24 protein-coding genes, 1 tRNA gene and 1 pseudogene are annotated in these 18,697 nt (G+C 65.6%); 10 read left to right on the forward strand and 16 right to left on the reverse strand.

All coding sequences use genetic code 11. From position 1 onward, the window contains the following. Window position 1: 1 nt before the first annotated feature. The 3 genes from ACFY3V_RS22960 to ACFY3V_RS22970 form a co-directional block, all read right to left on the reverse strand. Window positions 2–277: a DUF2795 domain-containing protein gene (locus ACFY3V_RS22960; RefSeq protein WP_362901996.1), complete on the reverse strand. Its 276-nt coding sequence runs from the start codon at window positions 275–277 to the stop codon at window positions 2–4. 549 nt (window positions 278–826) lie between these two features. Continuing rightward, window positions 827–1,411 carry a hemerythrin domain-containing protein gene (locus ACFY3V_RS22965; protein WP_362901998.1) on the reverse strand — a complete coding sequence of 195 codons (585 nt, stop codon included), beginning with the start codon at window positions 1,409–1,411 and terminating at the stop codon, window positions 827–829. A gap of 96 nt (window positions 1,412–1,507) precedes the next feature. Beyond that, on the reverse strand, window positions 1,508–1,849 hold the full coding sequence (locus tag ACFY3V_RS22970; RefSeq protein WP_389776029.1) for a putative quinol monooxygenase: 342 nt from the start codon (window positions 1,847–1,849) through the stop codon (window positions 1,508–1,510). Window positions 1,850–2,010: 161 nt separating this feature from the next. On the opposite strand from ACFY3V_RS22970, the gene ACFY3V_RS22975 reads away from it, so the two are divergent. Then, window positions 2,011–2,727, forward strand: coding sequence for a DUF2071 domain-containing protein (locus ACFY3V_RS22975; RefSeq protein ID WP_350941928.1), 717 nt, complete (start codon window positions 2,011–2,013; stop codon window positions 2,725–2,727). A 149-nt stretch (window positions 2,728–2,876) separates the two neighbouring features. Here the strand turns inward: ACFY3V_RS22975 and ACFY3V_RS22980 are convergent, their stop codons facing one another. The 5 genes from ACFY3V_RS22980 to ACFY3V_RS23000 form a co-directional block, all read right to left on the reverse strand. After that, window positions 2,877–4,094: a cytochrome P450 gene (locus ACFY3V_RS22980; protein ID WP_362902004.1), complete on the reverse strand. Its 1,218-nt coding sequence runs from the start codon at window positions 4,092–4,094 to the stop codon at window positions 2,877–2,879. A gap of 171 nt (window positions 4,095–4,265) precedes the next feature. Then, complete coding sequence (locus ACFY3V_RS22985) at window positions 4,266–5,657, reverse strand: NAD(P)/FAD-dependent oxidoreductase (RefSeq protein ID WP_389776034.1); 1,392 nt, start codon at window positions 5,655–5,657, stop codon at window positions 4,266–4,268. After that, the gene (locus tag ACFY3V_RS22990; protein WP_362902008.1) at window positions 5,654–5,908 is read right to left on the reverse strand and encodes a ferredoxin; all 255 of its coding nucleotides are present in this window, start codon (window positions 5,906–5,908) and stop codon (window positions 5,654–5,656) included. Before ACFY3V_RS22990 ends, ACFY3V_RS22985 begins: the two co-directional genes overlap by 4 nt. Before the next feature lie 542 nt (window positions 5,909–6,450). Further along, on the reverse strand, window positions 6,451–7,083 hold the full coding sequence (locus ACFY3V_RS22995) for an ATP-binding protein (RefSeq protein WP_389776037.1): 633 nt from the start codon (window positions 7,081–7,083) through the stop codon (window positions 6,451–6,453). Window positions 7,084–7,277: 194 nt separating this feature from the next. Then, a complete protein-coding gene (locus ACFY3V_RS23000) occupies window positions 7,278–7,649 on the reverse strand; it encodes an STAS domain-containing protein (RefSeq protein WP_389776040.1) in 372 nt (123 codons plus the stop codon). Window positions 7,650–8,077: 428 nt separating this feature from the next. On the opposite strand from ACFY3V_RS23000, the gene ACFY3V_RS23005 reads away from it, so the two are divergent. The 3 genes from ACFY3V_RS23005 (at window position 8,078) to ACFY3V_RS23015 (ending at window position 9,732) form a co-directional block, all read left to right on the forward strand. After that, a complete protein-coding gene (locus ACFY3V_RS23005; RefSeq protein WP_389776043.1) occupies window positions 8,078–8,437 on the forward strand; it encodes a GNAT family N-acetyltransferase in 360 nt (119 codons plus the stop codon). 411 nt (window positions 8,438–8,848) lie between these two features. Next, entirely contained in the window at window positions 8,849–8,968 is a 120-nt protein-coding gene (locus tag ACFY3V_RS23010; protein ID WP_211264163.1) for a DLW-39 family protein, read from the forward strand. 29 nt (window positions 8,969–8,997) lie between these two features. Continuing rightward, on the forward strand, window positions 8,998–9,732 hold the full coding sequence (locus ACFY3V_RS23015; protein WP_350941939.1) for an HAD-IA family hydrolase: 735 nt from the start codon (window positions 8,998–9,000) through the stop codon (window positions 9,730–9,732). Window positions 9,733–10,044: 312 nt separating this feature from the next. Here the strand turns inward: ACFY3V_RS23015 and ACFY3V_RS23020 are convergent, their stop codons facing one another. After that, window positions 10,045–10,302: a GntR family transcriptional regulator gene (locus tag ACFY3V_RS23020; RefSeq protein ID WP_350941940.1), complete on the reverse strand. Its 258-nt coding sequence runs from the start codon at window positions 10,300–10,302 to the stop codon at window positions 10,045–10,047. 797 nt (window positions 10,303–11,099) lie between these two features. Between ACFY3V_RS23020 and ACFY3V_RS23025 the strand changes: the two genes are divergently transcribed. From ACFY3V_RS23025 to ACFY3V_RS23035, 3 genes are all read left to right on the forward strand, one after another. Further along, a complete protein-coding gene (locus ACFY3V_RS23025) occupies window positions 11,100–11,393 on the forward strand; it encodes a hypothetical protein (RefSeq protein WP_362902020.1) in 294 nt (97 codons plus the stop codon). Then, entirely contained in the window at window positions 11,390–11,707 is a 318-nt protein-coding gene (locus ACFY3V_RS23030) for a hypothetical protein (protein WP_362902022.1), read from the forward strand. Before ACFY3V_RS23025 ends, ACFY3V_RS23030 begins: the two co-directional genes overlap by 4 nt. Before the next feature lie 277 nt (window positions 11,708–11,984). Next, window positions 11,985–12,057: transfer RNA gene (locus ACFY3V_RS23035), tRNA-Ala, on the forward strand. Between the two features lie 366 nt (window positions 12,058–12,423). Here ACFY3V_RS23035 and ACFY3V_RS23040 read toward each other — a convergent pair. Next, entirely contained in the window at window positions 12,424–12,681 is a 258-nt protein-coding gene (locus tag ACFY3V_RS23040) for a hypothetical protein (RefSeq protein WP_362902024.1), read from the reverse strand. 479 nt (window positions 12,682–13,160) lie between these two features. Continuing rightward, on the reverse strand, window positions 13,161–13,526 hold the full coding sequence (locus tag ACFY3V_RS23045; protein WP_362902026.1) for a hypothetical protein: 366 nt from the start codon (window positions 13,524–13,526) through the stop codon (window positions 13,161–13,163). A gap of 288 nt (window positions 13,527–13,814) precedes the next feature. Here ACFY3V_RS23045 and ACFY3V_RS23050 point away from each other — a divergent pair, with 288 nt between their 5' ends. Next, a complete protein-coding gene (locus ACFY3V_RS23050; protein WP_362902028.1) occupies window positions 13,815–14,210 on the forward strand; it encodes a type II toxin-antitoxin system VapC family toxin in 396 nt (131 codons plus the stop codon). A gap of 327 nt (window positions 14,211–14,537) precedes the next feature. Here the strand turns inward: ACFY3V_RS23050 and ACFY3V_RS23055 are convergent, their stop codons facing one another. Next, window positions 14,538–14,948 (reverse strand): Rid family hydrolase, encoded by a 411-nt coding sequence (locus tag ACFY3V_RS23055; RefSeq protein WP_350941944.1) that lies wholly within the window; start codon window positions 14,946–14,948, stop codon window positions 14,538–14,540. Between the two features lie 320 nt (window positions 14,949–15,268). Between ACFY3V_RS23055 and ACFY3V_RS23060 the strand changes: the two genes are divergently transcribed. After that, window positions 15,269–16,099 carry a hypothetical protein gene (locus ACFY3V_RS23060; RefSeq protein ID WP_389776051.1) on the forward strand — a complete coding sequence of 277 codons (831 nt, stop codon included), beginning with the start codon at window positions 15,269–15,271 and terminating at the stop codon, window positions 16,097–16,099. Between the two features lie 75 nt (window positions 16,100–16,174). Here ACFY3V_RS23060 and ACFY3V_RS23065 read toward each other — a convergent pair whose 3' ends face one another. The 3 genes and pseudogenes from ACFY3V_RS23065 to ACFY3V_RS23075 form a co-directional block, all read right to left on the reverse strand. Then, entirely contained in the window at window positions 16,175–16,696 is a 522-nt protein-coding gene (locus ACFY3V_RS23065; RefSeq protein ID WP_362902034.1) for a hypothetical protein, read from the reverse strand. Further along, the gene (locus ACFY3V_RS23070) at window positions 16,696–17,022 is read right to left on the reverse strand and encodes a helix-turn-helix transcriptional regulator (protein WP_362902036.1); all 327 of its coding nucleotides are present in this window, start codon (window positions 17,020–17,022) and stop codon (window positions 16,696–16,698) included. Before ACFY3V_RS23070 ends, ACFY3V_RS23065 begins: the two co-directional genes overlap by 1 nt. 150 nt (window positions 17,023–17,172) lie before the next feature. Next, window positions 17,173–17,292: pseudogene (locus ACFY3V_RS23075) on the reverse strand (Arc family DNA-binding protein); the annotation flags it as partial. Window positions 17,293–17,652: 360 nt separating this feature from the next. Here ACFY3V_RS23075 and ACFY3V_RS23080 point away from each other — a divergent pair. Continuing rightward, window positions 17,653–18,081 carry a hypothetical protein gene (locus tag ACFY3V_RS23080; RefSeq protein ID WP_389776055.1) on the forward strand — a complete coding sequence of 143 codons (429 nt, stop codon included), beginning with the start codon at window positions 17,653–17,655 and terminating at the stop codon, window positions 18,079–18,081. 169 nt (window positions 18,082–18,250) lie between these two features. On the opposite strand, the gene ACFY3V_RS23085 is transcribed toward ACFY3V_RS23080, so the two are convergent. Further along, the gene (locus tag ACFY3V_RS23085) at window positions 18,251–18,640 is read right to left on the reverse strand and encodes a hypothetical protein (RefSeq protein ID WP_389776058.1); all 390 of its coding nucleotides are present in this window, start codon (window positions 18,638–18,640) and stop codon (window positions 18,251–18,253) included. Window positions 18,641–18,697 lie beyond the last annotated feature (57 nt).

Consider the following 18,697-nt stretch of genomic DNA (forward strand, 5'->3'; position numbering starts at 1 on the left):
CTCAGCCCTGTCCGGTCTCTTCCTTGCCGTATCCGAGTGCCTGAGCCACGTCCGCCAGGGTGTCGAAGGTCTGTTCCGGCAGTGACCGCACCGCCCCGAGCACCGCGTCGGGCGCGCCCTGCTCCTCGGCTCGCGCCAGCAGGGTGGCGCGGTCGGCGGGAAAGGTGTCGGCGCCGCTGATCCACCGGGCCAGTTCGCTGCGGGCCTGTACGCCCTGCGGGGTGATGCCCTGCGGGGTGCCGGGTTCGTGGCCGGGCGCTCGCGATGTCGGTGTCATATCGTTCTCCCTCGATGTGACCATGAAGTTCGTCCCTTCTCGGGACGGACTTTGGCGTCAGGTGAGCGTCTCGTATGGGTGTCGGGCGTCATGACTGGCATTTCCAGTCCATGGTGCTTTTGTCCCGAATCGGCCCTTACCCGCTCCCTATGGGGCAAACATCCATGTGGAAGGGCGATCACCGGCCGACGCCGCGGGCCCGGCTCGCCGGTACATACCCGGATAGGGACGTCACCGGAGCGGAATCGACGTCGATGTCCAGCATGAGGCGGTCACCGGGTTGAGGGCTCAGACGGAGCCGATCACCCGTCGGCTCTACAAGGAGATCGGGCTGATCAAGGAGGAGCACGTCACTACGAGTCGCTGGTGGACCCGGGCGAGACGCCGTCCTGCGCGTCGACCGGTGTAGTCCTGGGCGCTGGGCGCTGGGCGCTGGGTGCCGGAGCCGGGGAGGGGGCTCCGGCATCCGGCACCCGGGGGTGAGATCTCGCTCCACGCGTGCGGCCCGCGTTCCCCGATCGGGGAACGCGGGCCGGGGCGACGACCCGTTCAGCCCTGTTTGCCCATGGCCTGGCGGATCACGTCACGGGCCCGGTCCATCATCGCGACCGGTGTGCCCACCAGCAGGTTCTTGGTCGCCGACTCCACCCCGGGATGCGGGTGGGTCGGCGCCATCGCCTCGGCCGCCTTCACCCCCACCGCCATGGCCCGGCGCTCGGCGGCGTTGGTCTCGGCGCGCAGCCGGGTGAACTCGTAGCGCTCCTCGCTGCGGGCGTGGGCCGTCACCGCCGCCCGTAGCACCGCCAGGTTCTCCGCGAACCGCGGATCGTCGGCGCCGGCCTTGTCCATCTCCATGAGCAGTTGCTTGGCCTCGTTCTCCTCGGCCAGCCGGTCGTCCACCACCGCGTCACCGTCCTCGATCTTGTGGCGCGCGTACGGGTGGACGATCTCCTCCTCGGCGGTCTCGTGCACCGCCAGCAGCCGCACCAGGCGCTGGAACGCCTCCGGCCGCTCGCTCGGCGAGGCCTTCTTCACCTCGTCGAACAGGTCGCGGATCAACGCGTGCTGGGCCAACAGCAGATCCACCACATCGTTCTCGCCCATCAGCTCGGGCACTGTCTGATGATCACCCATGTCCTCTCTCCCCTCGTGTCCGGCCTGCCCTACCCTTTTGGCGCGACAAATCCATCCGAGGGACGTGGGAGAGCGGAAGGCGAACCAATAATTTCCCTACGGATGGTCCTGGCTCGCCCGGGGCGTCACCTCCGCCATCCGCGACCAGCCCTCGCCGGGCACCTCGACATTGATGATCTCCGGCGTCGTCGCCACCACATCGGGCATCCAGGCCATGGCGGTCTTGAAGTGCTCCGATCCCACGTGCGCCGCACCGGCGGCGGACGAGGCGAACGCCTCCAGGAGAACGAACTGGTCGGGTGTGTCGACGCTCCTGGACCATTCGAAGAAGATGTTTCCCGGCTCGTCGCGGGTGGCCCGGGTGAAGTCGTCGACGAGTGCGAGCCACTCGTCGGCTCGCTCGGGACGGATGGTGAACTTGACGGCGATGAAGATCACGAATTGGCCCCTTCGGCTCTGTTCGGGAATCTGTTTCGTTGGAAGTCTGGCCTTGTTTACGTCGAGACGGATGTCGCCGGGGACGACACCCGGCGTCATGGCCAAGATAAGTGGCGGACACCCTCGCCCGGGCACCGCCACCACCAGAGAAGGAGCGGATCATGCAGGCTCCGCCGTCCCCTCACCTGTCCCACCCGGTCATGTACCACCGCTGGTCCGAGATGACCTTCATGCACTGGCGGTACCCACCCGCCGTGATCCAGCGGCTGCTGCCTCCCGGGCTCACGGCCGAGACCTTCGACGGCACGGCCTGGGTCGGCCTCACCACCTTTCTGATGGAGGACGTGCGGGCACCGGGCGTGCCCGCCCTGCCGTGGCTGTCGCGGTTTCCCGAGACGAACGTGCGCACCTACGTACGGGACGAGCAGGGGCGTGACGGCATCTGGTTCCTCTCGCTGGACGCCGGGCGCCTGCTCGCGGTGCTCGGCGCGCGAGTCGGGTACGGATTGCCGTACTTCTGGTCCCGGATGGCGGTGAGTGCCGTCGGCGAGCGGCGCGGCTACCGTTGCCGGAGACGCCTGCCGGGGCCGGTGGGGGCGCGGTGCGACGCGATCGTGGAGCACGGCCCGCCGTTCACCGAGCCCGAGCGTGACGAACTGGCGCACTTCCTGACCGCCCGCTATCGGCTTTTCACCACGATCGCCGGTAAAACGGTCACCGCCCAGGTCGAGCACCCCGACTGGCCGTTGCGCCACGCCCGGCTGGTCCATCTGGACCAGGACCTGCTCCAGGCAGGCGGTCTCGACGCACCCGATCACGCTCCCGTACTGCACGCCTCCCCCGGGGTGCCGGTGCGGATCGGGATGTGGACTCGGTGACGCGCGGGCTCTCCCCTCGGCGGACCCGGTGACGCGGGCCCTCCCGCCCGGACCCGGGGGCGTGGCGTGACCCGGGCCGCAGTGACCTTTGCTTGAGGTGACCTTTGCTTGAGGTGACTCCTGCCGGAGAGGGACGACCGTACCGTCCGTCACCCCTGCCTGACGAGAAGGTGGCGCGGGCCGCGCAGGACCGCGCTCTGCCGGTACGGGGGCGGATCGGCGACGAGCCGGGGGTTCTCCAGGTTGCGCACGAGTTCGGTCAGCGCGATCTGTGTCTCCAGCCGGGCCAGTGGAGCGCCGAAGCACAGGTGGACGCCCCCGCCGAAGCCGAGGTGCTGGTTGTCCCGCCGGTCGGGATCGAACCGGTCGGGGTCGCGGAAGCAGGAGGGGTCGCGGTTGCCGGAGGCGAGCACGAGCGTGATCTGCGAGCCTTTCGGGATGACGGTGTCCGCGACGGTGAGGTCGCTGTAGGCGGCCCGCCAGGGGATGAGATGCACCGGAGGTTCGTAGCGCAGCAGTTCCTCGACCGTACGAATGATCATTTCGGGCTCGCGGCGCAGGCGTTCCAGCACGTCGGGGTGGCGTAGCAGCGTCAGCACGCCGTTGGTGATCAGGTTGACGGTCGTCTCGTGGCCCGCGATGAGCAGCAGGTTGGCGGTGCTGACGATCTCCTCGTCCGTCATGCGCCCGTCGGGCCCCTCGTCGTTGGCCAGCCGGGAGAGCAGGTCGTCGCCCGGCGGCCGGCCACGACGGCTCTCCAGGAGTTCGGCGAGGTAGGCCCTGAGGTCCTTGCGGGCCTGGATACCCTCCCGTACGCGTTCCTCGGGGTCCGTCGCGGGGTTGAAGTCGAGCACCGCGACGATCGCCTCGACCCACCCGTGGAACCGCGGCTCGTCCTCGCGGGGTACGCCGAGCAGGTGGCAGATCACGGTGACGGGGAAGGGGTAGGCGAAGTCGTCGACGATGTCGATCTCGTCCTCGCTCACCAGGTTGTCGATCAGGTTCGTGACGACGGCCTTCAGGTCGGGACGCATGTCGTCCACCAGCCTGGGCGAGTGCGGGGGGCCGAAGTACCGCATCGCCATGCGGCGCAGCCGGTCGTGGCGCGGCGGGTCGAGGCCGATGAACGCCGGTGGGTCCTCGCGGTCGGCGGCGGGCCCGGGGTTGTCGAGATTGTCGGTGTCGGAGCTGAGATGCGGGTTGTGAAGCAGCGCGGTGATCTCCCGGTAGGTGCTGACGATGTAGCCACCGTCCTCCTGCCGGGCCACCGGGGTCCTGCGCAGCTCGGCGTAGAGCGGGTACGGATCGGCCCGGCTGGAGTGGTCGAGAATGCGCTGGAAGACGCTGGACGGATGGGTGACTGTCATGACCGCTTCTCCTAGGGTGTCGCTGGTTCCCGCCGCCCCGGCCGGATCGGTTCGAACGGGTCGGTCATCCGGCCGGGCGAGTCGGCAGGGGCGGCCTTCCGGCCGGGCGGGTCGGCCGGTTCGAACGGGTGAGCCGTCTGACAGGACAGGTCGACGGCCCGGTTCAACAGATCAACCGCCCGGTCGCGCGAACGCCACGCGCCGCTCACTCGGCTCGTAGCCGGTGACCACCACCGTCGCCCCGTGGGTGATGATCTCCCGGTCGGGGAAGTGGGCGGGCACGGGCTTCATGTCGGCGGGCTGGTCGGGGGTGGGACAGGAGGGCGGGAACGGGGCCGCCGTCTCGATCAGGTGCCGGTAGTGGTCGAGCCACTTGGCGTTGTCGAAGCTGACCGCCGCGGTGACCCGGCCGCGGTAACCGTACGCGGCGACGAAACGGTGCTCCTCCACCGACCCCTGCGTCACGACGACCTCGTCCGACAGGACAGGGACACCGACGGACTTGATGTTGACGCCGAACTGCGTCGACCAGAACGCCGGCATGGACAGGTGCGGCCAGCGGTCGGTCGGTGAACTCACCATGTTGTGGGCCGCGACCTGGGCCTGTTCCACCGCGTTGACCCAGTGTTCCAGCGACAGGAATCGATACTCGTAAACCGGGTGCGGGCAGCGTGCCACGTCCCCGGCGACGAAGACGTCGTCGGTGACGAGGCCGTTGACGTCGAACGCACGGCAGCCCGAGTCGCAGGCCACACCCCAGACACCGGCGGCCAGCCCGGAGTCCCGCAGCCACTCGGTGTTGCGCACGCCGCCGAGGGCGACCACCACCACGTCGGCGTCGACCGTGTCGCCGTCGGAGAAGTGGGCGCGGCGCACCCGTCCCCGTTCGTCCCCCTCCAGCCGCGTGACCTTGACGCCGCAGCGCAGGTCGACGCCGTGGGCACGCTGGAGGTTCGCGGCGATCGAGCCGACCATGCCTCCCAGGGCTCCCACCAGCGGGGCCTCGGCGCTCTCGGCGACGGTCACCGGTATGTCGAGCCCACGGCACACCGAGGCGATCTCGGAACCGGCGAAACCGGCCCCGACGACGAGCACCCGGCTGGGCCCGGCGGCGAGCCGTTCCCACAGGCGGCCCGAGTCCTCGCGCGTGCGTACCACGAACACGCCGTCCAGGGCCGCCTCGGACTCGTCGGCCCAGGGCCTGGCGCGCACGCCGGTGGCGATCAGCAACCTGTCGAAGGGGACCTCACGTCCGTCCGCGAGGTCCACCCGCTTGCCCGCGAGGTCCAGCCCGGAGGCGGGCACGCCGAGCAGCCAGTGCGCGTCGATCTCACGGCGCCGCGGTAACGCGGTGCCGTTCGCGGGCACCCAGCCGGTCAGGACCTGCTTGGACAGCGGAGGCCGGTCGTAGGGTTCGCACACCTCGTCGCCGACGAGGGTGAGCGAGCCGGTGAAGCCCTCGTCGCGGAGCGCTTCGGCGGCCCGCAGTCCCGCGAGGGAGGCGCCGACGATGACGATGCGGCCGTCGTGCGGGAACGTCTCCCCGCTCCGCCCGCCGGTCACACCGTTCTCGTTCCGCTCGCCGCGGCCGTCGCCGCGGTCACGGGCGGGATCGCGACGGTGTCCAGCAGGTCGACGAGGATCGCCTGGACCGGGCAGGCGGCCGCCGCGCGCAGGACCGCTTCCCGCTGCGCCTCGTCCGGGCTGGAGTGGAACATGAGCGCCTCCTCGCCCTGCATCCGGAACGTGTCCGGGGCCAGGAAGGCACACTGCGCGTATCCCTGGCACCGCGCCAGATCGACGACAACCCTCATATTGACCATCCCTTCCGAACCTGCGTACGGCTGAGTGAGACGAAGAGAACCGGGAGAACGGGGGTCGGCTTCTGAGGCGGGCGGTCTCGGCATCGTTCCGGCGGGTGTTGACCGGGGCGGGTGGTTTCGCGCGCAGCCGGAGACGCGGTGAACTCCGGAAGGCCGCTCCGGAAGGCCCAGAGGGCCCGGGACGCCGTGGGAGCCGTGGGAGTGGTGTCGGTTTCCTGGTTTCGCTTTCCAGAGGGAGGCCGGTGTTCCGGAAAAGCCCTGCGGGCATCGCGGATGTTTTCTCCGCGAGGTCACCTATTAAGGCGCTGACCTGGCCAAATAATCATATCGCGGGCATTTGTCCGGTACGTCGACCTCCCGCCAGATGACGGTCAAGGATTGCGTACGGAGAAGGGGCGGACCGGGGGCGGCGCGACAGGTGATCCCTTCGCCGCGGCCGCCGGACCGCGAAGACCGCCCCTGAACGGCGTTTCGGAAATTCTCCGGGTTCTTTTGGAACGAGACCGGAACTCTTGGAACGAGACCCGGAGGCCCTAGAGCGAGACCTGGAGTTCGTCCTGGCCTGGATCGTCCCGTGCGGGATCGGAGACACCCCGGCTGGGATCGGCGGCGCTGGAGATGGGGCCGGTCCGTACGTGGTCCATGGTGCTGGGGGTGGAAGTGAACCGCCCGGAGTCGGTGGCGCCGGAGATGGGAGTGGACCGCCCGGAGTCGGTGGCGCCGGAGGTGAGGGGGGACCGCGCGGAGTCGGCCGGATCACCGGCCCCGTTCCCCTCCGCCGGAGGGACGAGGCGCATGCGCAGGCGGACGCGTGACCCCTGCTCCGTCTGGTCGATGGCGAACTCGTCGCACAGCTGGTTCATCAGCCACAGGCCGAACCCGCGGACCGTCCCCGTGGGACGTTCGCTGGGAACGAACCGGGTGGTCAGGAGCCCCAGGGTGTCGGTGACGTCGACGGTCAGGTGGGTCTCGTTCTGCCAGATGGCCAGCGTGCCCTTGCCGCCGCCGTGCTCCAGGATGTTGATGACCGCCTCGTTGGTGACGAGGAGGAGGTCGTCCAACCGTTCGCCCCGCATGCCTGCCTGAACGGCGTGATATTGGAGACGCTCCCGCAGACCGCTGAGGTCCTCGTCGATCGGCCAGTGCTGGCCGTGGTCGCCGGTCACGACACCCCCTTGAGATCGCCTTATCTGGCAGTCACCGGGGGGCGCGCCGACTTGCTCCAGAATCAGGGCGTTGCTGACGAGTTACACGATGCTAGACACCTGCCCGCTCATTGCCAACTTACGACCGCCGGGACCAACAGATGTTCGCTCGGTCGTGCTCTCGGTGAGCGGCGGCCGGGCGGGGCCGGGATCGGTTACGACGGCTGACTCGGTCGCAGTGCCTTGAGCGCGTCGGCCACGGTGGGCTGGATGCCGAAGGCCTGGGCGAGGCCGGTCAGGTGGAAGAGCCTCTCCAGGCGGGGATGCAGGTTGGTCAGGACGATGTTGCCGCCGCGGTCCTGAACGGTCTGGCGGGTCTTCAGGAAGCTCTGGATCCCCGTGGAGTCGCAGAAGGTCAGCTCGGTCAGGTCGATGACGAGGTCGCCCCTGCTCTCACCGATGGCGTCCTGCAGGTCGTGGTGGAAGCGCTCGGCGTTGTTGTAGTCCAGTTCGCCGGCCAGCGCGAGGAGAAGGGTCTCCTGCGCGGCGGGGTCGGACACGTCGGTCACGCGGACGGTAGCGCTCACGGATATACCTCTGCAGACGGTTGGTGGGAGGAGAGCACGGCCGAGAGACGGCAGCCGGGCGTGATGCCCGTATCGGAATGGGAGAGCATGATCGCCCCGGGAGCCGGGGCGGGGGCCGATCCGGTCACTCTCAGCGTACGATCCTCCGAATTCCTCTAGAGAACCCTTACGGTACAACTGAGGAGCAACCAGGCGTTATCCCACTGTGGTTACGGTGCCAGGACCCGCGGTCGGCACCGCCGTCCGGTCGCACGGTTCGACGATCCGGAGCGCGTGCGACAGAGACCGCCACCGACGAACCCCCGCTCGCAAGATCAATGATCTGCCATGTCTGTTCGACTGCTTTCCGCGACAGATCTCCTTTGTGAAGAAATTCGACCTTTCAGGGTGAATGTCCGGTTCTGTTGAGGGTTAAGCCGAGGCCGGGAATGAACGCCACGCGGGAACGGCTGACCAAGAGACCGTCGTACGACCGTATGGCGGCCCGGCGAAGGAGGACCACCATGCAGGCGGACGTCAAGCTCTCTCCCGACGGTGATTCCTTCGTGGCCGAAGTGGGCGGCAGGCCTGCCGGGCGGCTGGACCTCATCCGGCGCGATGGGGTCATCGTCTATCCCCACACCAAGGTCCAGCCGGAGTACGAGGGCCAGGGGATCGGTGCCGCACTCGTCCAAACGGCACTGGACGCGGCCCGTGCGGAGAACGCGAAGGTCGTCCCCCTCTGCTGGTTCGTGCGGGAGTGGATCGACCGCCACCCCGACTACGCCGATCTCGTCGAAAACACCTGAACCTCCCCGGGCGTCTCGTCGCCTGTAACGCCCCATACCGAGCGGGTTTGTGTCATTCGCGCTCCGGGTAATCGGGTCGGAGCGAGTGAACGCGCTGGTCGTGCCCGTGGCGGACGCCACCATTCCCGGGCGGTCGAGGACCGGAACCTCCGGGCGGGTAAAGTGGCCGCTTCACCGGGGTTATCGTGAGAACCAGGACGGTTTCGCGACAAGACTCACGGTAGATCGTGATCGTCGGAACGCGTTCCGTACGGCATGATGCTGAAAATCACCCGGTTGGTGTAGATCGGCCCTGGGCCTGTCGTACGGACCGGATCACCGCCCGATCCCTTGCTAGGCTGCAGGGAACCGTTCGAACCGGGCGTTGTCTCACCCCGGCAGGTGAGACTTCTCAAGAAGTGGGGTCACACCGTGAAGAAGTTGCTCGTTCTGGCGCTCGTCGCCCTCGGGGGGCTGCTGGTCTGGCGCAAGGTGCAGGCCGACCGCGCCGAGCTCGACCTGTGGACCGAGGCCACCGGCAGCGAAAACTGACATACGCGGCTACCGATTCGGGTGCTTTCATGGTCCTTGCCCAAGATGGAATAACACCCATCAGGCTTGTCTGCCTGGATCTGGCAGGCACCACGATCGGTGATGTCGCCATGGTCGAGCGGGCGTTCGCCGAGGCGATCGCCACTCAGGGCATCGTGCCCGGGACCGGTGCGTACGCTCGTGCCATGGTGCACGTGCACCGGTCCCGGGGATGTCCCACGATCGACGTCTTCCGAGGCATCTTCCCGGACAACGAAGCCCAGGCCCAGGCGGCCAACCTGACCTTCGAGCGCTCCTACGAGGGCGCCATCGCACGCGCGGGCCTGGCCCCGCTCCCCGGGATCGTCGGGGCACTCGACAGGCTCCGCGACGCCGACGTCAAGATCTGCCTCACCACCGGCTTCAGCCGCGTCACCCTCAGCCGCGTGCTGAGCGTCCTGAGCTGGTCCGACAGGCTCGACCTCGCCCTGTGCCCGGAAGACGCCGGACGAGGACGCCCCATGCCCGACATGATCCTCAACGCGGTCATGCGCCTCGGCATCGAGGACGTACGCCAGGTCGCCGTCGTCGGCGACTCCGAGAGCGAGATGCTCAGCGGCCGCCGGGCCGGCGCGACGATGGTCGTCGGCATCATGACCGGAGTCCACAGCAGGGAACGCCTCCTCAACGGCGGGGCCACCCACATCCTCGACTCCATCACGTGCCTGCCCGGCCTCCTTGGCGGCGTTCCCGCCGAAGCACCCTTGGCCGCCGCGTCCCGCTGACGGGAAAGTAGTCCGGCTCGACGGCGGAGAAAACAGGGCCGAACAGGGATCAGCCTTTGACCGCTCCTCCCACGGGCGAATGTGCATCTCCGTGCACTGGCCGTCGCAGTTCATGGCCCAAGCGGTGATGCCGAACCGCAGGCTCTTCGTCGTGCTGTTCAGTGTGCTGGGGATTTGGCGAAAAATCTATACGTACAGCAGTTGCTTTGCTGCACAGTGTGACTGCATGATGCTTCTGTGGTCCGGGGCGGAGAGTGATGGCTTGGTGACAAAATCGAACAAATGGCTGCTTGTGTCTATGCACCGAAGACCTCAATCTTCGGCTGGCTCCCAATCGTCGGGAGATCGCGCAAACGTTCCCAAACCTCGGACGGCGTAGACGACGCCTTCCCCGCGAAGGCGCACCAGCACCTTGCGAGCCGTCGGCCGGGATACGCCGAACTCCTGGACGATCAGGTGTTCGCTGGCGACGGGTTCGTCGACTACGTAGGTGCCGTTACGAATGCGATCCTTGATCACATTGGCGATCTGTACCCATTTCGGCTGGTTTGCGCGCCACGCTATCGTCACTTGATCACCGTAGACATCTCTTATTGCCCCGAGATACCCACCATGAATAGCTGTAAAGAACTGACGACAACAGATGTTCATACTTCATAGTTGTTAAGGGTAGTGAAGTAAGATCAAAAACGAGCCCGTCCAGCGCTGCAACGACTGAACGGGCCCTTGATCAGGAAGGTAGTCCTGACCCGATGCCTAACCCTAGTGCCCCGGTTCTCGACCGGGCCATGATGAGTGGCTGCGGCTGTTTCGCCGAGGTGCCGCCGATGCCGATGGGGTGTGCCGTCTGCGGGCATGCCCCCTACGCGCACGGCTGCCCTGATCGGCCCGCCGATCACGAGTACGTCCAGCCTTCCGGCGACCTGATGGACATCCGGCTGCGGGTCCGTCGTACCGGAGACCGTTCCCTGCCGTGTTTCGAGCCCGCCCCTGTGGCCCCGGCCGCCGTGATCCCCGCTCAGCGATCCATCGAGGGGATGCCGCCGATCCCCGAGCAGCGTCGTCCTGAGCGGAGTGCGTCCGCCGAACGGCTCGTACCGGTGTCGTCGCTTCGGCGGAGGCTCTGTCGCCCGCGTCCGGCGTCGCCGTCAGGGACCGCTCCTGCCAGGCCGTCTGGGCTGGGCTCCCGGCATCGCCTCGTGTCCCGTCCGAGGCGAAGAACCACCTGCGCACCGAACCGCTCAGCGGTCACCCCATCTTCGTGCCGGTCACCTGGCCGGTACGGCGAACCCCTCCATTTCATGAGGCAGGCCCGCCCCACGCTGCGAACGACCGGGCGGGCCTTTGATCGGATCGAGGTCCAATCAGTGACAGATGGTAGTTCCACCCACCCAGAGCCCACCAGTAGTCCCACGACGATTCCCGGCTGGCGGCTGATCCTCAGCGACGCCGGACGGCTGTGGGCCAGCCGCGAACGGCCCTTTTCAGAGGTGGCCACCCATGCCGGGGCCGAGCGGACCGTCGACGCCGACGACCTGGAGGCGTTGCAGGTCGAGACCACCCGCCAGGAGACCTTCGCCCGCGAGGTGGAGGAGGCAGCACACGAACAGGTGGCACGGGAGATACCTGAGCGGGAGCAGGCCGGGCAGGTGATCTCATGATCCGCCGCTGCCTGTCTGCCGCCCGGGGCCGCCACCGCGACGGCCAGGCCGTCATCGCGGTGCCGCGCTACACCTGGGATCACGAGGCCCGCGCCGAGGCCGCGATGCTGCAGGCCACCCGCCCAGGCTGGTCGGTGCTGTACGGCACCGGCAGCCGCCTGTTCCACGCCATCGCCACCTGGCCCACCCCGGAGCCGCTGATCATCTGCGACCGGACCCTGGAGGGGCTGAAGACCCAGATGTACGAGGCCGAAACGACCGTCCTCCACCGCTGGGCCCTCACCTCCAGCTCGGTCACCATCGGCCACTTCTGACGAACGGGCACGGCGGGTGCGTCGGGTCCGTCACGTACCCGACGCACCCGCCTCGCCCCTGCGATCCAGGCTTGCCCGCTCGGCTCAAGCCAGTACCGGTCCGCCCGATAGGTTGATCGCCAAGGCCGCCCCCTTGCCCTGGAACCCTCCAGACCTCCGGTTGTTTCGCTCAGTACGACATGCCGGCGCCCCGCCAATCCAATTGGCGCCAGGGCGGCTCCTGTTGCTACCGTGTACGACTGAAGCAGGTCCCCTCTCAGGTACCCGCTTGAATCTCGGGGCCTTAGCTCAGTTGGCAGAGCGCCTGCTTTGCAAGCAGGATGTCAGGAGTTCGAATCTCCTAGGCTCCACTCCCTCTCGGACACGAAAAAGCCCAGGTCAGGCATGGTTGCCGTAACCTGGGCTTTGATCTTCATTCGGCCTTCTTTCGCTCTCGTGCCCGTTGTGTGCCCGATCCCTTCGCGAGCGCCCCACGGGCGAGGCCGTCAAGGCGACGGCGCGGCGCGCCGCCGCACGGCCCGGCGCCTGCCTGCCTTCCGGGCGTGCGGCGTGGGCGCAGACACTCCGCGTGCCCGTCAGAAGGGTGATCAAGGGAGAATCACGGGGAACCGCGGATAATCGGAACCCTCCCTCGCAGGTCATCGTCTCTCCAGCTCAGTGACCAGGTGCGATAGAGACTTCCCAAGCTGATGTTGTCGCTGGAAGAGCACCTGATCTTATTCATCATCGTCGTCACTCGTGTACGCGTCATATAACTTGCGGCGGAGGAGATCGGTTCGGACAGTCAGGGCACCAAGAAGTTCCTCATCGCTCAGCCCATCCGTGGTCCTGAAGGCCCATGAGGAGTGACCTTCCTCATCAAGGCACTTCACGAGAACTATCGCGCCCAGAGCGGTCCATCCTTCGGGAAGCGAGTAGACGTTGAGACCATTCAGGGCCTGGCCTACGGGTATTTCTTTCTCTCCCTCTGTCACGGAGCCTCCTGATGGCCGGTAGTGGCACGAATCGAGATGTGCTGCTCAAGCGCGTCGCAGCAAACATCGAAACCACTGTGTCGAGGGCACTCGACTTCACCAGCTCGCGGGCAGTAGTAGATGTTCGAGCAACCGCAGTCGAAGAACACAGGCAAGGGGTCAGGCAGGCCAGCCATGTTTCTGATCATGTGCCGTTGGTTCCCTGCCGTGCAACTGCTTTGATCTTCGATGGTCCGGTAGTACCCAACAGAGGCACATGGCGGCTCATGTCCACCCCGTCCAGCACCGGTCAGGAGCAAGTTCCGAGTCACTGATCATGGCCGGGACAGTCCTGATAAGGAAGCGATCAGGCCATTGAGGGAGCCCTGGCTGTACAGCCATAAGTACAGCCAAGAGGGCGAACGACGCCGGGACTCAGCGAACGTCCACGGACACCGCCCCCAGGCCAGAGCCCCAGACCTCGACTAGACCGACTTCTTTTAATCCGCAGGTTGATCGTTTTCGTCGACTGGCAGTGCACTGCACGCGCTTTCAAGCTCTCCAGTCGCGATCATGTCTCGTACGGCGTCGGTCATCGAGACGAAGCCAGGCTTGCGGATGATGACCAGGTCCGAGCACCAGAAGTACCGGCCGTTGAGGCATTCGCCCGTACCCCGCCAACGATCCATGGTCCCGGAGATGGTCCCGAGGGTTATAAAGGTGGCATAGCGCCGAGTGCCGTCAGGAAGCGTGATGGTCGCGTCGGCCTGATCGGCGGTCTCGGGATCATGCCCTTCCCAGCGGGGGATCAGCATCTCGAAGCCAGGGTCGCTGATGCGATAGAAGGGGCCGTCGATCTCGATCATGTGGTGAGTCTGTCAGCCGTGCCCGCTGCGTGCCCGATCCGCTGTTGAGTTGCCCTCTCGCGAGGCTGTCGATCTGCTTCGCGACCTGGTGCCCTCGCTTGTCGGTAGCGTGCTTGTAGATGATCGCGGCGCGTGTGCTGGAGTGGCCCGTTATGATCTTGTGATCCGCGCGCGGGCTGTGCCCTACGATGTCCGTCACTGTTCGGGGCGGCACCCATGGCGAGCGGCGCGGCGCCTCTGCCGTACTAGGTTCCTTGCCGTCTCTGTGTCACGGAGGAGATGGTCACGTTGACCAAGTATGTGATCGGGCCGGACGTGGCCCTTCGATTGGCCCATAACGAGGCCGTGATCCCCGGCGAGCATCAGATCCTGGCTCCAACGCTTCTTCGCTCACAGATGCTGTCGCTTCTCTACCAAGCAGTTGGCCGCGGTGAGATGACCAAGAAGGACGCCGATCGCCTGCTCAACTACGTGCGAGGGCTACGGATTCGACTGCTCGGCGACCGTGTCCTTCAGAGCACCGCGTGGAAGATCGCCGACCAACTCGGGTGGCCGGACACGTTCGCCGCCGAGTACATCGCCCTGACCCTGCTCCAAGCCGATGCGTTCATCACGCTCGACGCGGAGCTCGCTCAGGCCGTGCAGGAGCTGGTGCCCACAGCACCCATCGAGGCCCTGTCTTAATCGGGCACCGGCATGGTCGGGGTGCAGCGCCAGGTGGCCGACTCTTGGCGAGATCCGGCGCCTGTTCGTTCGTCTGCGCGACCGGGCCACCTGCATTGTGGCGGACGTCCTGCACTGGTCCTATTGGAGGCGACGCCGTTAAGTCCGCTCCCGGTCAGCCACTACCGGCGGGAAGCCGCACGCGAGGCGTGATCAGGATCTACGGTTGGAGTACAAGGTCCACCGCAAAGGCCACTTCCCATGATCAGGAAATGGTCTTTCGGTGCCGGCGGCGCGGTGAAGTATGGAAACGGTGCCGATCCCTCCGCCCAGATAGAGCCTTACTGCTCAGGAGTCGAGTACGGCGGCGACGGCTTCGATTTCAACGAGCTGGCCGTCGTAACCAAGCACGGTGACTCCCATCAAGGTGCTCGGTACGTCATGGTCACCGAACGAGTCCCGGACTACCTGCCAGGCAGCCACCAAATCCTCCCGCCGGGTGGACGCGACGAGAACCCGTGTGCTGATGACGTCCTGCAATGATGCGCCAGAGGCAGTGAGAGCCGCCCGCATGTTCTCGATGGCTTTCGCTGCTTGGCCCGCGTAGTCCCCAATCGCTGCCGTCGAGCCGTCCTCGTTCAGAGGACACGCTCCGGCGAGGAAGATGAGTCGCGACTCGGCAGGCGCCGTGGCTGCGTAAGCGTACTCGGCGATGTCGGACAGAGAAGCGGAGCGGATCAAAGTGATGGCGCTAGGCATGGTCGCTCAGTTCCTTTCATATCGGGCACAGAGCGACCATCCTGACGTGGGCCTCCTACCGGTCGCCTCCTATTTTCACAGGCCAAGCCGCCCGTACCTCGTGGCCCGCCCATGGTCACGCCGCCGCACAGATACAGCCCTACGATCGCCACTGCGTGGTCGGACGCCGTACGTGGTCGGGGGCCGATCGCTGATCCGGGACTTCGTTCCTCACCCTGGATCAGCGAGGTGGAGTGCTGTAATTAGCGCGAGACGTCAAAGTGTAAAGATCGGGCTGAAGCCCTTCACCGTGTTGGGCACGAGTGGGAGTACGTTCTCAGATGAGGCGATGGATCGCTGCGTCGGCCGTCATGCTGGTCGTCCCGATGGTGGCTGGATTCGGTACCACCGCAGGCGCCCAGGGAGCTCCCGTTGACCCGATCGACGCTCTCAAGCGCCGGCTCGTCGAGAACCGGGGTGTGAAGATGTCGATGGTCCGCACCGTAACGGAGGAGCAGAAGGATAAGGACTACGTCTGGACCAAGGCCGTCGCCGAGTTCGGTAAGGGCAAGATCGTAGCCGTCGATATGACACATGACTCCGACCGCATAAAACGGGTCGATCCCGTACGGCAGATCATCTTTGAGGGCCGCCAGTACATCCAGAACGACTACTTGCCCGACGGCAAAAGCTGGTTCCTCAACGAGGACGACGAGGTCCGTCCGGAATTGGACGCCGGCTGGATCAAGCTCGCCGATCCAGCCATGCTGAAGGCGGTGCTGGCCACTACCAAGGTCAAGCGCCCCGCAGGCGTCTACGACGGCACTCGTACCACGCTCTACCAGGGCACGATGACCGTCGGTCAGCTCTCCAAGGCCTCTCAGGGATTCCCCTTCGGACTCGTGGTGATGCTCACCGAAAAGGAAGCGAAGGCCAAGATGTCTTGGCGACTCTGGCTCGGTGAGGACCAGCTGGTGCGCAGGGCCTGGGGTTCATGGAGCCAACCGTTTTCCAAGAACGGTGGTGTCCCTGTCTCGTCTGTCGTTGATGCTCGTCTGACCGGCTGGGGTGCCGAAACCGACATCGCCGCGCCTTCCGCCGATGATGTGATAGACCCCTCGCACTGGTCGATGCCCGAGACTTCCGTCCCCCTGAATCCGGCCGCCGAATAGTAACCGCCGCTCCAAGCGGCCAAGGCGTCCTGATATCCAGTACACACGAGGGCGCTCCAGCCGAAAGGCAACGATTTATGATTGGAGCGCTGATTTTACGTAAGAGGCGCCATCAGGATGGAACTCGTGTCTGGCGAGCAATAGACGTCTCAGGCGGGCCCTGAACGGCAGAAGAATCAGGTAGGCAATTCCCGATACCTTCAGCAGGGGCCAGTACGGCAACGGTATAGGAGACTGGATCAATGTGAGATACAGGCTCCAGCCAAGCACGGCGAAGACCACATGCCGTTCCAGGAAAAATCGGCCTTGGATATCGTCTCTGGCCCACCAGCGATATTTCCAGGGCAGTCGCCAGCCGAATGCCCGATAGGGCAGCCAGTGCCACACCGGCGGGTGCTCGCGCAGGCGCAGCGTGAGTCCGCCACGGAGCACGTCCAGGCCGTCGCGCAAGGTTGGGCTGCTCTGCCCTGGTTCGGCCAGATCCATCAGGGTGCTCAGCAGTTCGGCACCGCGGAACTCCCGGAAGCGGGCTGGGTAGGCCAGACGCATCAGCAGTCGGCAGCGACGCTCGTAGGTAGAGGTGACCTCGGGGGTCATCACATCCCCATCCCGGGCTGGAGGCTCAATCGGCGCTGAGCGGTGGCGGCCAAGCGCGTCAGGCGGGCGGTCTCCTCGGACAGCACCTGACGACCGTGGCCGGTGAGATCGTAGTAGCGGCGATGACGGCCGGAAACGACCTCCTCCTTGACCACGATCACCAGTCCGTCGCCCGCCAGTCGATCCAGAGCGCCGTAAAGAGTGCCCGCGCCAAGGCGTACACGCTCTTCGGACAGTTCCTGCACTGCTTTGATCACCCCGTATCCATGGAGCGGGCCTTGGGACAGGGCCAGCAGGATCAGGTAGCTCTGCTCACGTAGCGCCATAACTGATATATATCGTCATTCGTACTATTGGTTCAAGGGCAACCACTCCTGTCCAGCCCCAGGAGATGACTGACGTTTCTGTCCCGACCCATAGACGACAGGTGATCTAGGAAACATGGTCGACCTTGCGGGGAATCTCGTCGCGCGTGCTCATCCCGCTCTGAGGAACTGTTCGAAGGCTTCCCATGCCAGCGCGGATACGCTCTTGCCCTCTTGCTCGGCGCGGGCCTTCGCACGTTCACGCAACTCCTCAGGAGCTCTGAAGGAGACCCTTGGGGAATGCGTGCTCTCGCCTGTGAGCTATGGACGATCGGGGCGACCGGTAGGCACGGGTACACGGTCTTCGTCGATCGCGCGATGAACGTCGCTGATCGCGTCCCGTACGTACTCGTTCGTGATCAGATTGCCTTTGGCATCGTGGATCTCTTCGGAGTCGTGGTCCAAGGTCAGCGCTCGGAATGCTCTCGATCATGCTTCAGGGCAAGGCGTACGGCGAAGTAGACGACCAGGAACTGAACGAGAGCGCCGAGCAGCACGAAGAGCACGCCAGAGACACCAAAATTCATGATCTCTTCCTTATCGGTGTGATCAGGCGGTCCATCCTAGCCTACATCGTCCGCTATTTATCCCATGAAAGGTGTTGTTTTCAAGCCAGTGATGCGGGCTGATTTCGGCCTCTACCCGTGTGCTCAGCGCGCTGGCGATCTTCTGATCGACATTCCGTGTGGCGTGTGCCAAGGATATCGCTTACCATCGCTCGTCATGACCAATGATGCGAGGCATGTCGGGAACAATTCGTTGCGTACGTCGGACGACACCGCCGTTGGGTTTTTCACGTTCCTGAGTCTTGGCTCACTTGCTTTAGTCGCCGCGGCCTACCAGGTCCTCACGTACTCCTCAGAGCACTACTTCCTCAAGGCGATAGCCCTCGGAATCATCGGTATCGGCTTCATGATGGCCGCCGCCGCTTGGGCGATCTACCGTCAGGCAAACAAACCAGCCTCCGGCGGGGGCACTCGGCTCCGGGATGATCGTCCGAACGAACCTATGGAGCCGTAAAAGGTTGAGGTGAGATCAGATCTTCCCGCCTGCCACGTCCCAGGCAATCCCGACATCACGACTCCTACGGACTGAGACCCTGTTAAGTATGGTGTCCCCGAGTTAGACGTCGTAGAGACAAAATGGCTCGACAAATAGTGAAGACCTGTGGATTGGTTTAGGTGCGTGGTTAAGTGGGGTCGTCGGTCTGCCAGGGGTAGAGGAACTGGTCGGGGCGCAAGTGCCATGCGTCGAGCGTGGTGATCAGTTCCTGTTCGTTGGCGATGGCCGCAGCCCGGATGAGCACGGCTCCGATGTCGTGGTCGAAGCCGGAGATGCGGTCGGCGTCGTAGTCCCAGTGCTGCAGATGGAACGCGCGTGCGTCGTCGGCTCGTTTCCATCCTTCGCGGCGGGCTTGGGTATCGGCCGGTGTGAGGACCGGGGTGATGCCGATGAACGCGCGCCGTTCGGGCCTTGTGGCCGAGACCTCGATGACCAGACGCTGTCCACATCGTAGAGCGGTGAGTTTGTCGATGGGCCAGGAGCGCTCGCTGCTGTTCGGGCGGGATGAGGTACTCATGCGGTGGCCCTCCCGGTCGGTCGGACGGGGCAGGGACCATGGTAGGCATCGGGCGTG

Origin of the sequence: Streptosporangium sp. NPDC000095, assembly GCF_042899335.1 — a bacterium.
Taxonomy (GTDB): domain Bacteria; phylum Actinomycetota; class Actinomycetes; order Streptosporangiales; family Streptosporangiaceae; genus Streptosporangium.

Bases quoted from the DNA above. Each gene is read 5' to 3' on its own strand.
- ACFY3V_RS23030 (WP_362902022.1), top strand. From the start codon at position 11,390: ATGATCCGCCGCTGCCTGTCTGCCGCCCGGGGCCGCCACCGCGACGGC.
- ACFY3V_RS23045 (WP_362902026.1), bottom strand. From the start codon at position 13,526: ATGATCGAGATCGACGGCCCCTTCTATCGCATCAGCGACCCTGGCTTC.
- ACFY3V_RS22965 (WP_362901998.1), bottom strand. From the start codon at position 1,411: ATGGGTGATCATCAGACAGTGCCCGAGCTGATGGGCGAGAACGATGTG.
- ACFY3V_RS23070 (WP_362902036.1), bottom strand. From the start codon at position 17,022: ATGGCGCTACGTGAGCAGAGCTACCTGATCCTGCTGGCCCTGTCCCAA.
- ACFY3V_RS23085 (WP_389776058.1), bottom strand. From the start codon at position 18,640: ATGAGTACCTCATCCCGCCCGAACAGCAGCGAGCGCTCCTGGCCCATC.
- ACFY3V_RS23015 (WP_350941939.1), top strand. From the start codon at position 8,998: ATGGTCCTTGCCCAAGATGGAATAACACCCATCAGGCTTGTCTGCCTG.
- ACFY3V_RS23005 (WP_389776043.1), top strand. From the start codon at position 8,078: ATGAACGCCACGCGGGAACGGCTGACCAAGAGACCGTCGTACGACCGT.
- ACFY3V_RS23055 (WP_350941944.1), bottom strand. From the start codon at position 14,948: ATGCCTAGCGCCATCACTTTGATCCGCTCCGCTTCTCTGTCCGACATC.
- ACFY3V_RS22960 (WP_362901996.1), bottom strand. From the start codon at position 277: ATGACACCGACATCGCGAGCGCCCGGCCACGAACCCGGCACCCCGCAG.
- ACFY3V_RS23060 (WP_389776051.1), top strand. From the start codon at position 15,269: ATGAGGCGATGGATCGCTGCGTCGGCCGTCATGCTGGTCGTCCCGATG.
- ACFY3V_RS22975 (WP_350941928.1), top strand. From the start codon at position 2,011: ATGCAGGCTCCGCCGTCCCCTCACCTGTCCCACCCGGTCATGTACCAC.
- ACFY3V_RS22990 (WP_362902008.1), bottom strand. From the start codon at position 5,908: ATGAGGGTTGTCGTCGATCTGGCGCGGTGCCAGGGATACGCGCAGTGT.
- ACFY3V_RS23080 (WP_389776055.1), top strand. From the start codon at position 17,653: ATGAAAGGTGTTGTTTTCAAGCCAGTGATGCGGGCTGATTTCGGCCTC.
- ACFY3V_RS23065 (WP_362902034.1), bottom strand. From the start codon at position 16,696: ATGACCCCCGAGGTCACCTCTACCTACGAGCGTCGCTGCCGACTGCTG.
- ACFY3V_RS22980 (WP_362902004.1), bottom strand. From the start codon at position 4,094: ATGACAGTCACCCATCCGTCCAGCGTCTTCCAGCGCATTCTCGACCAC.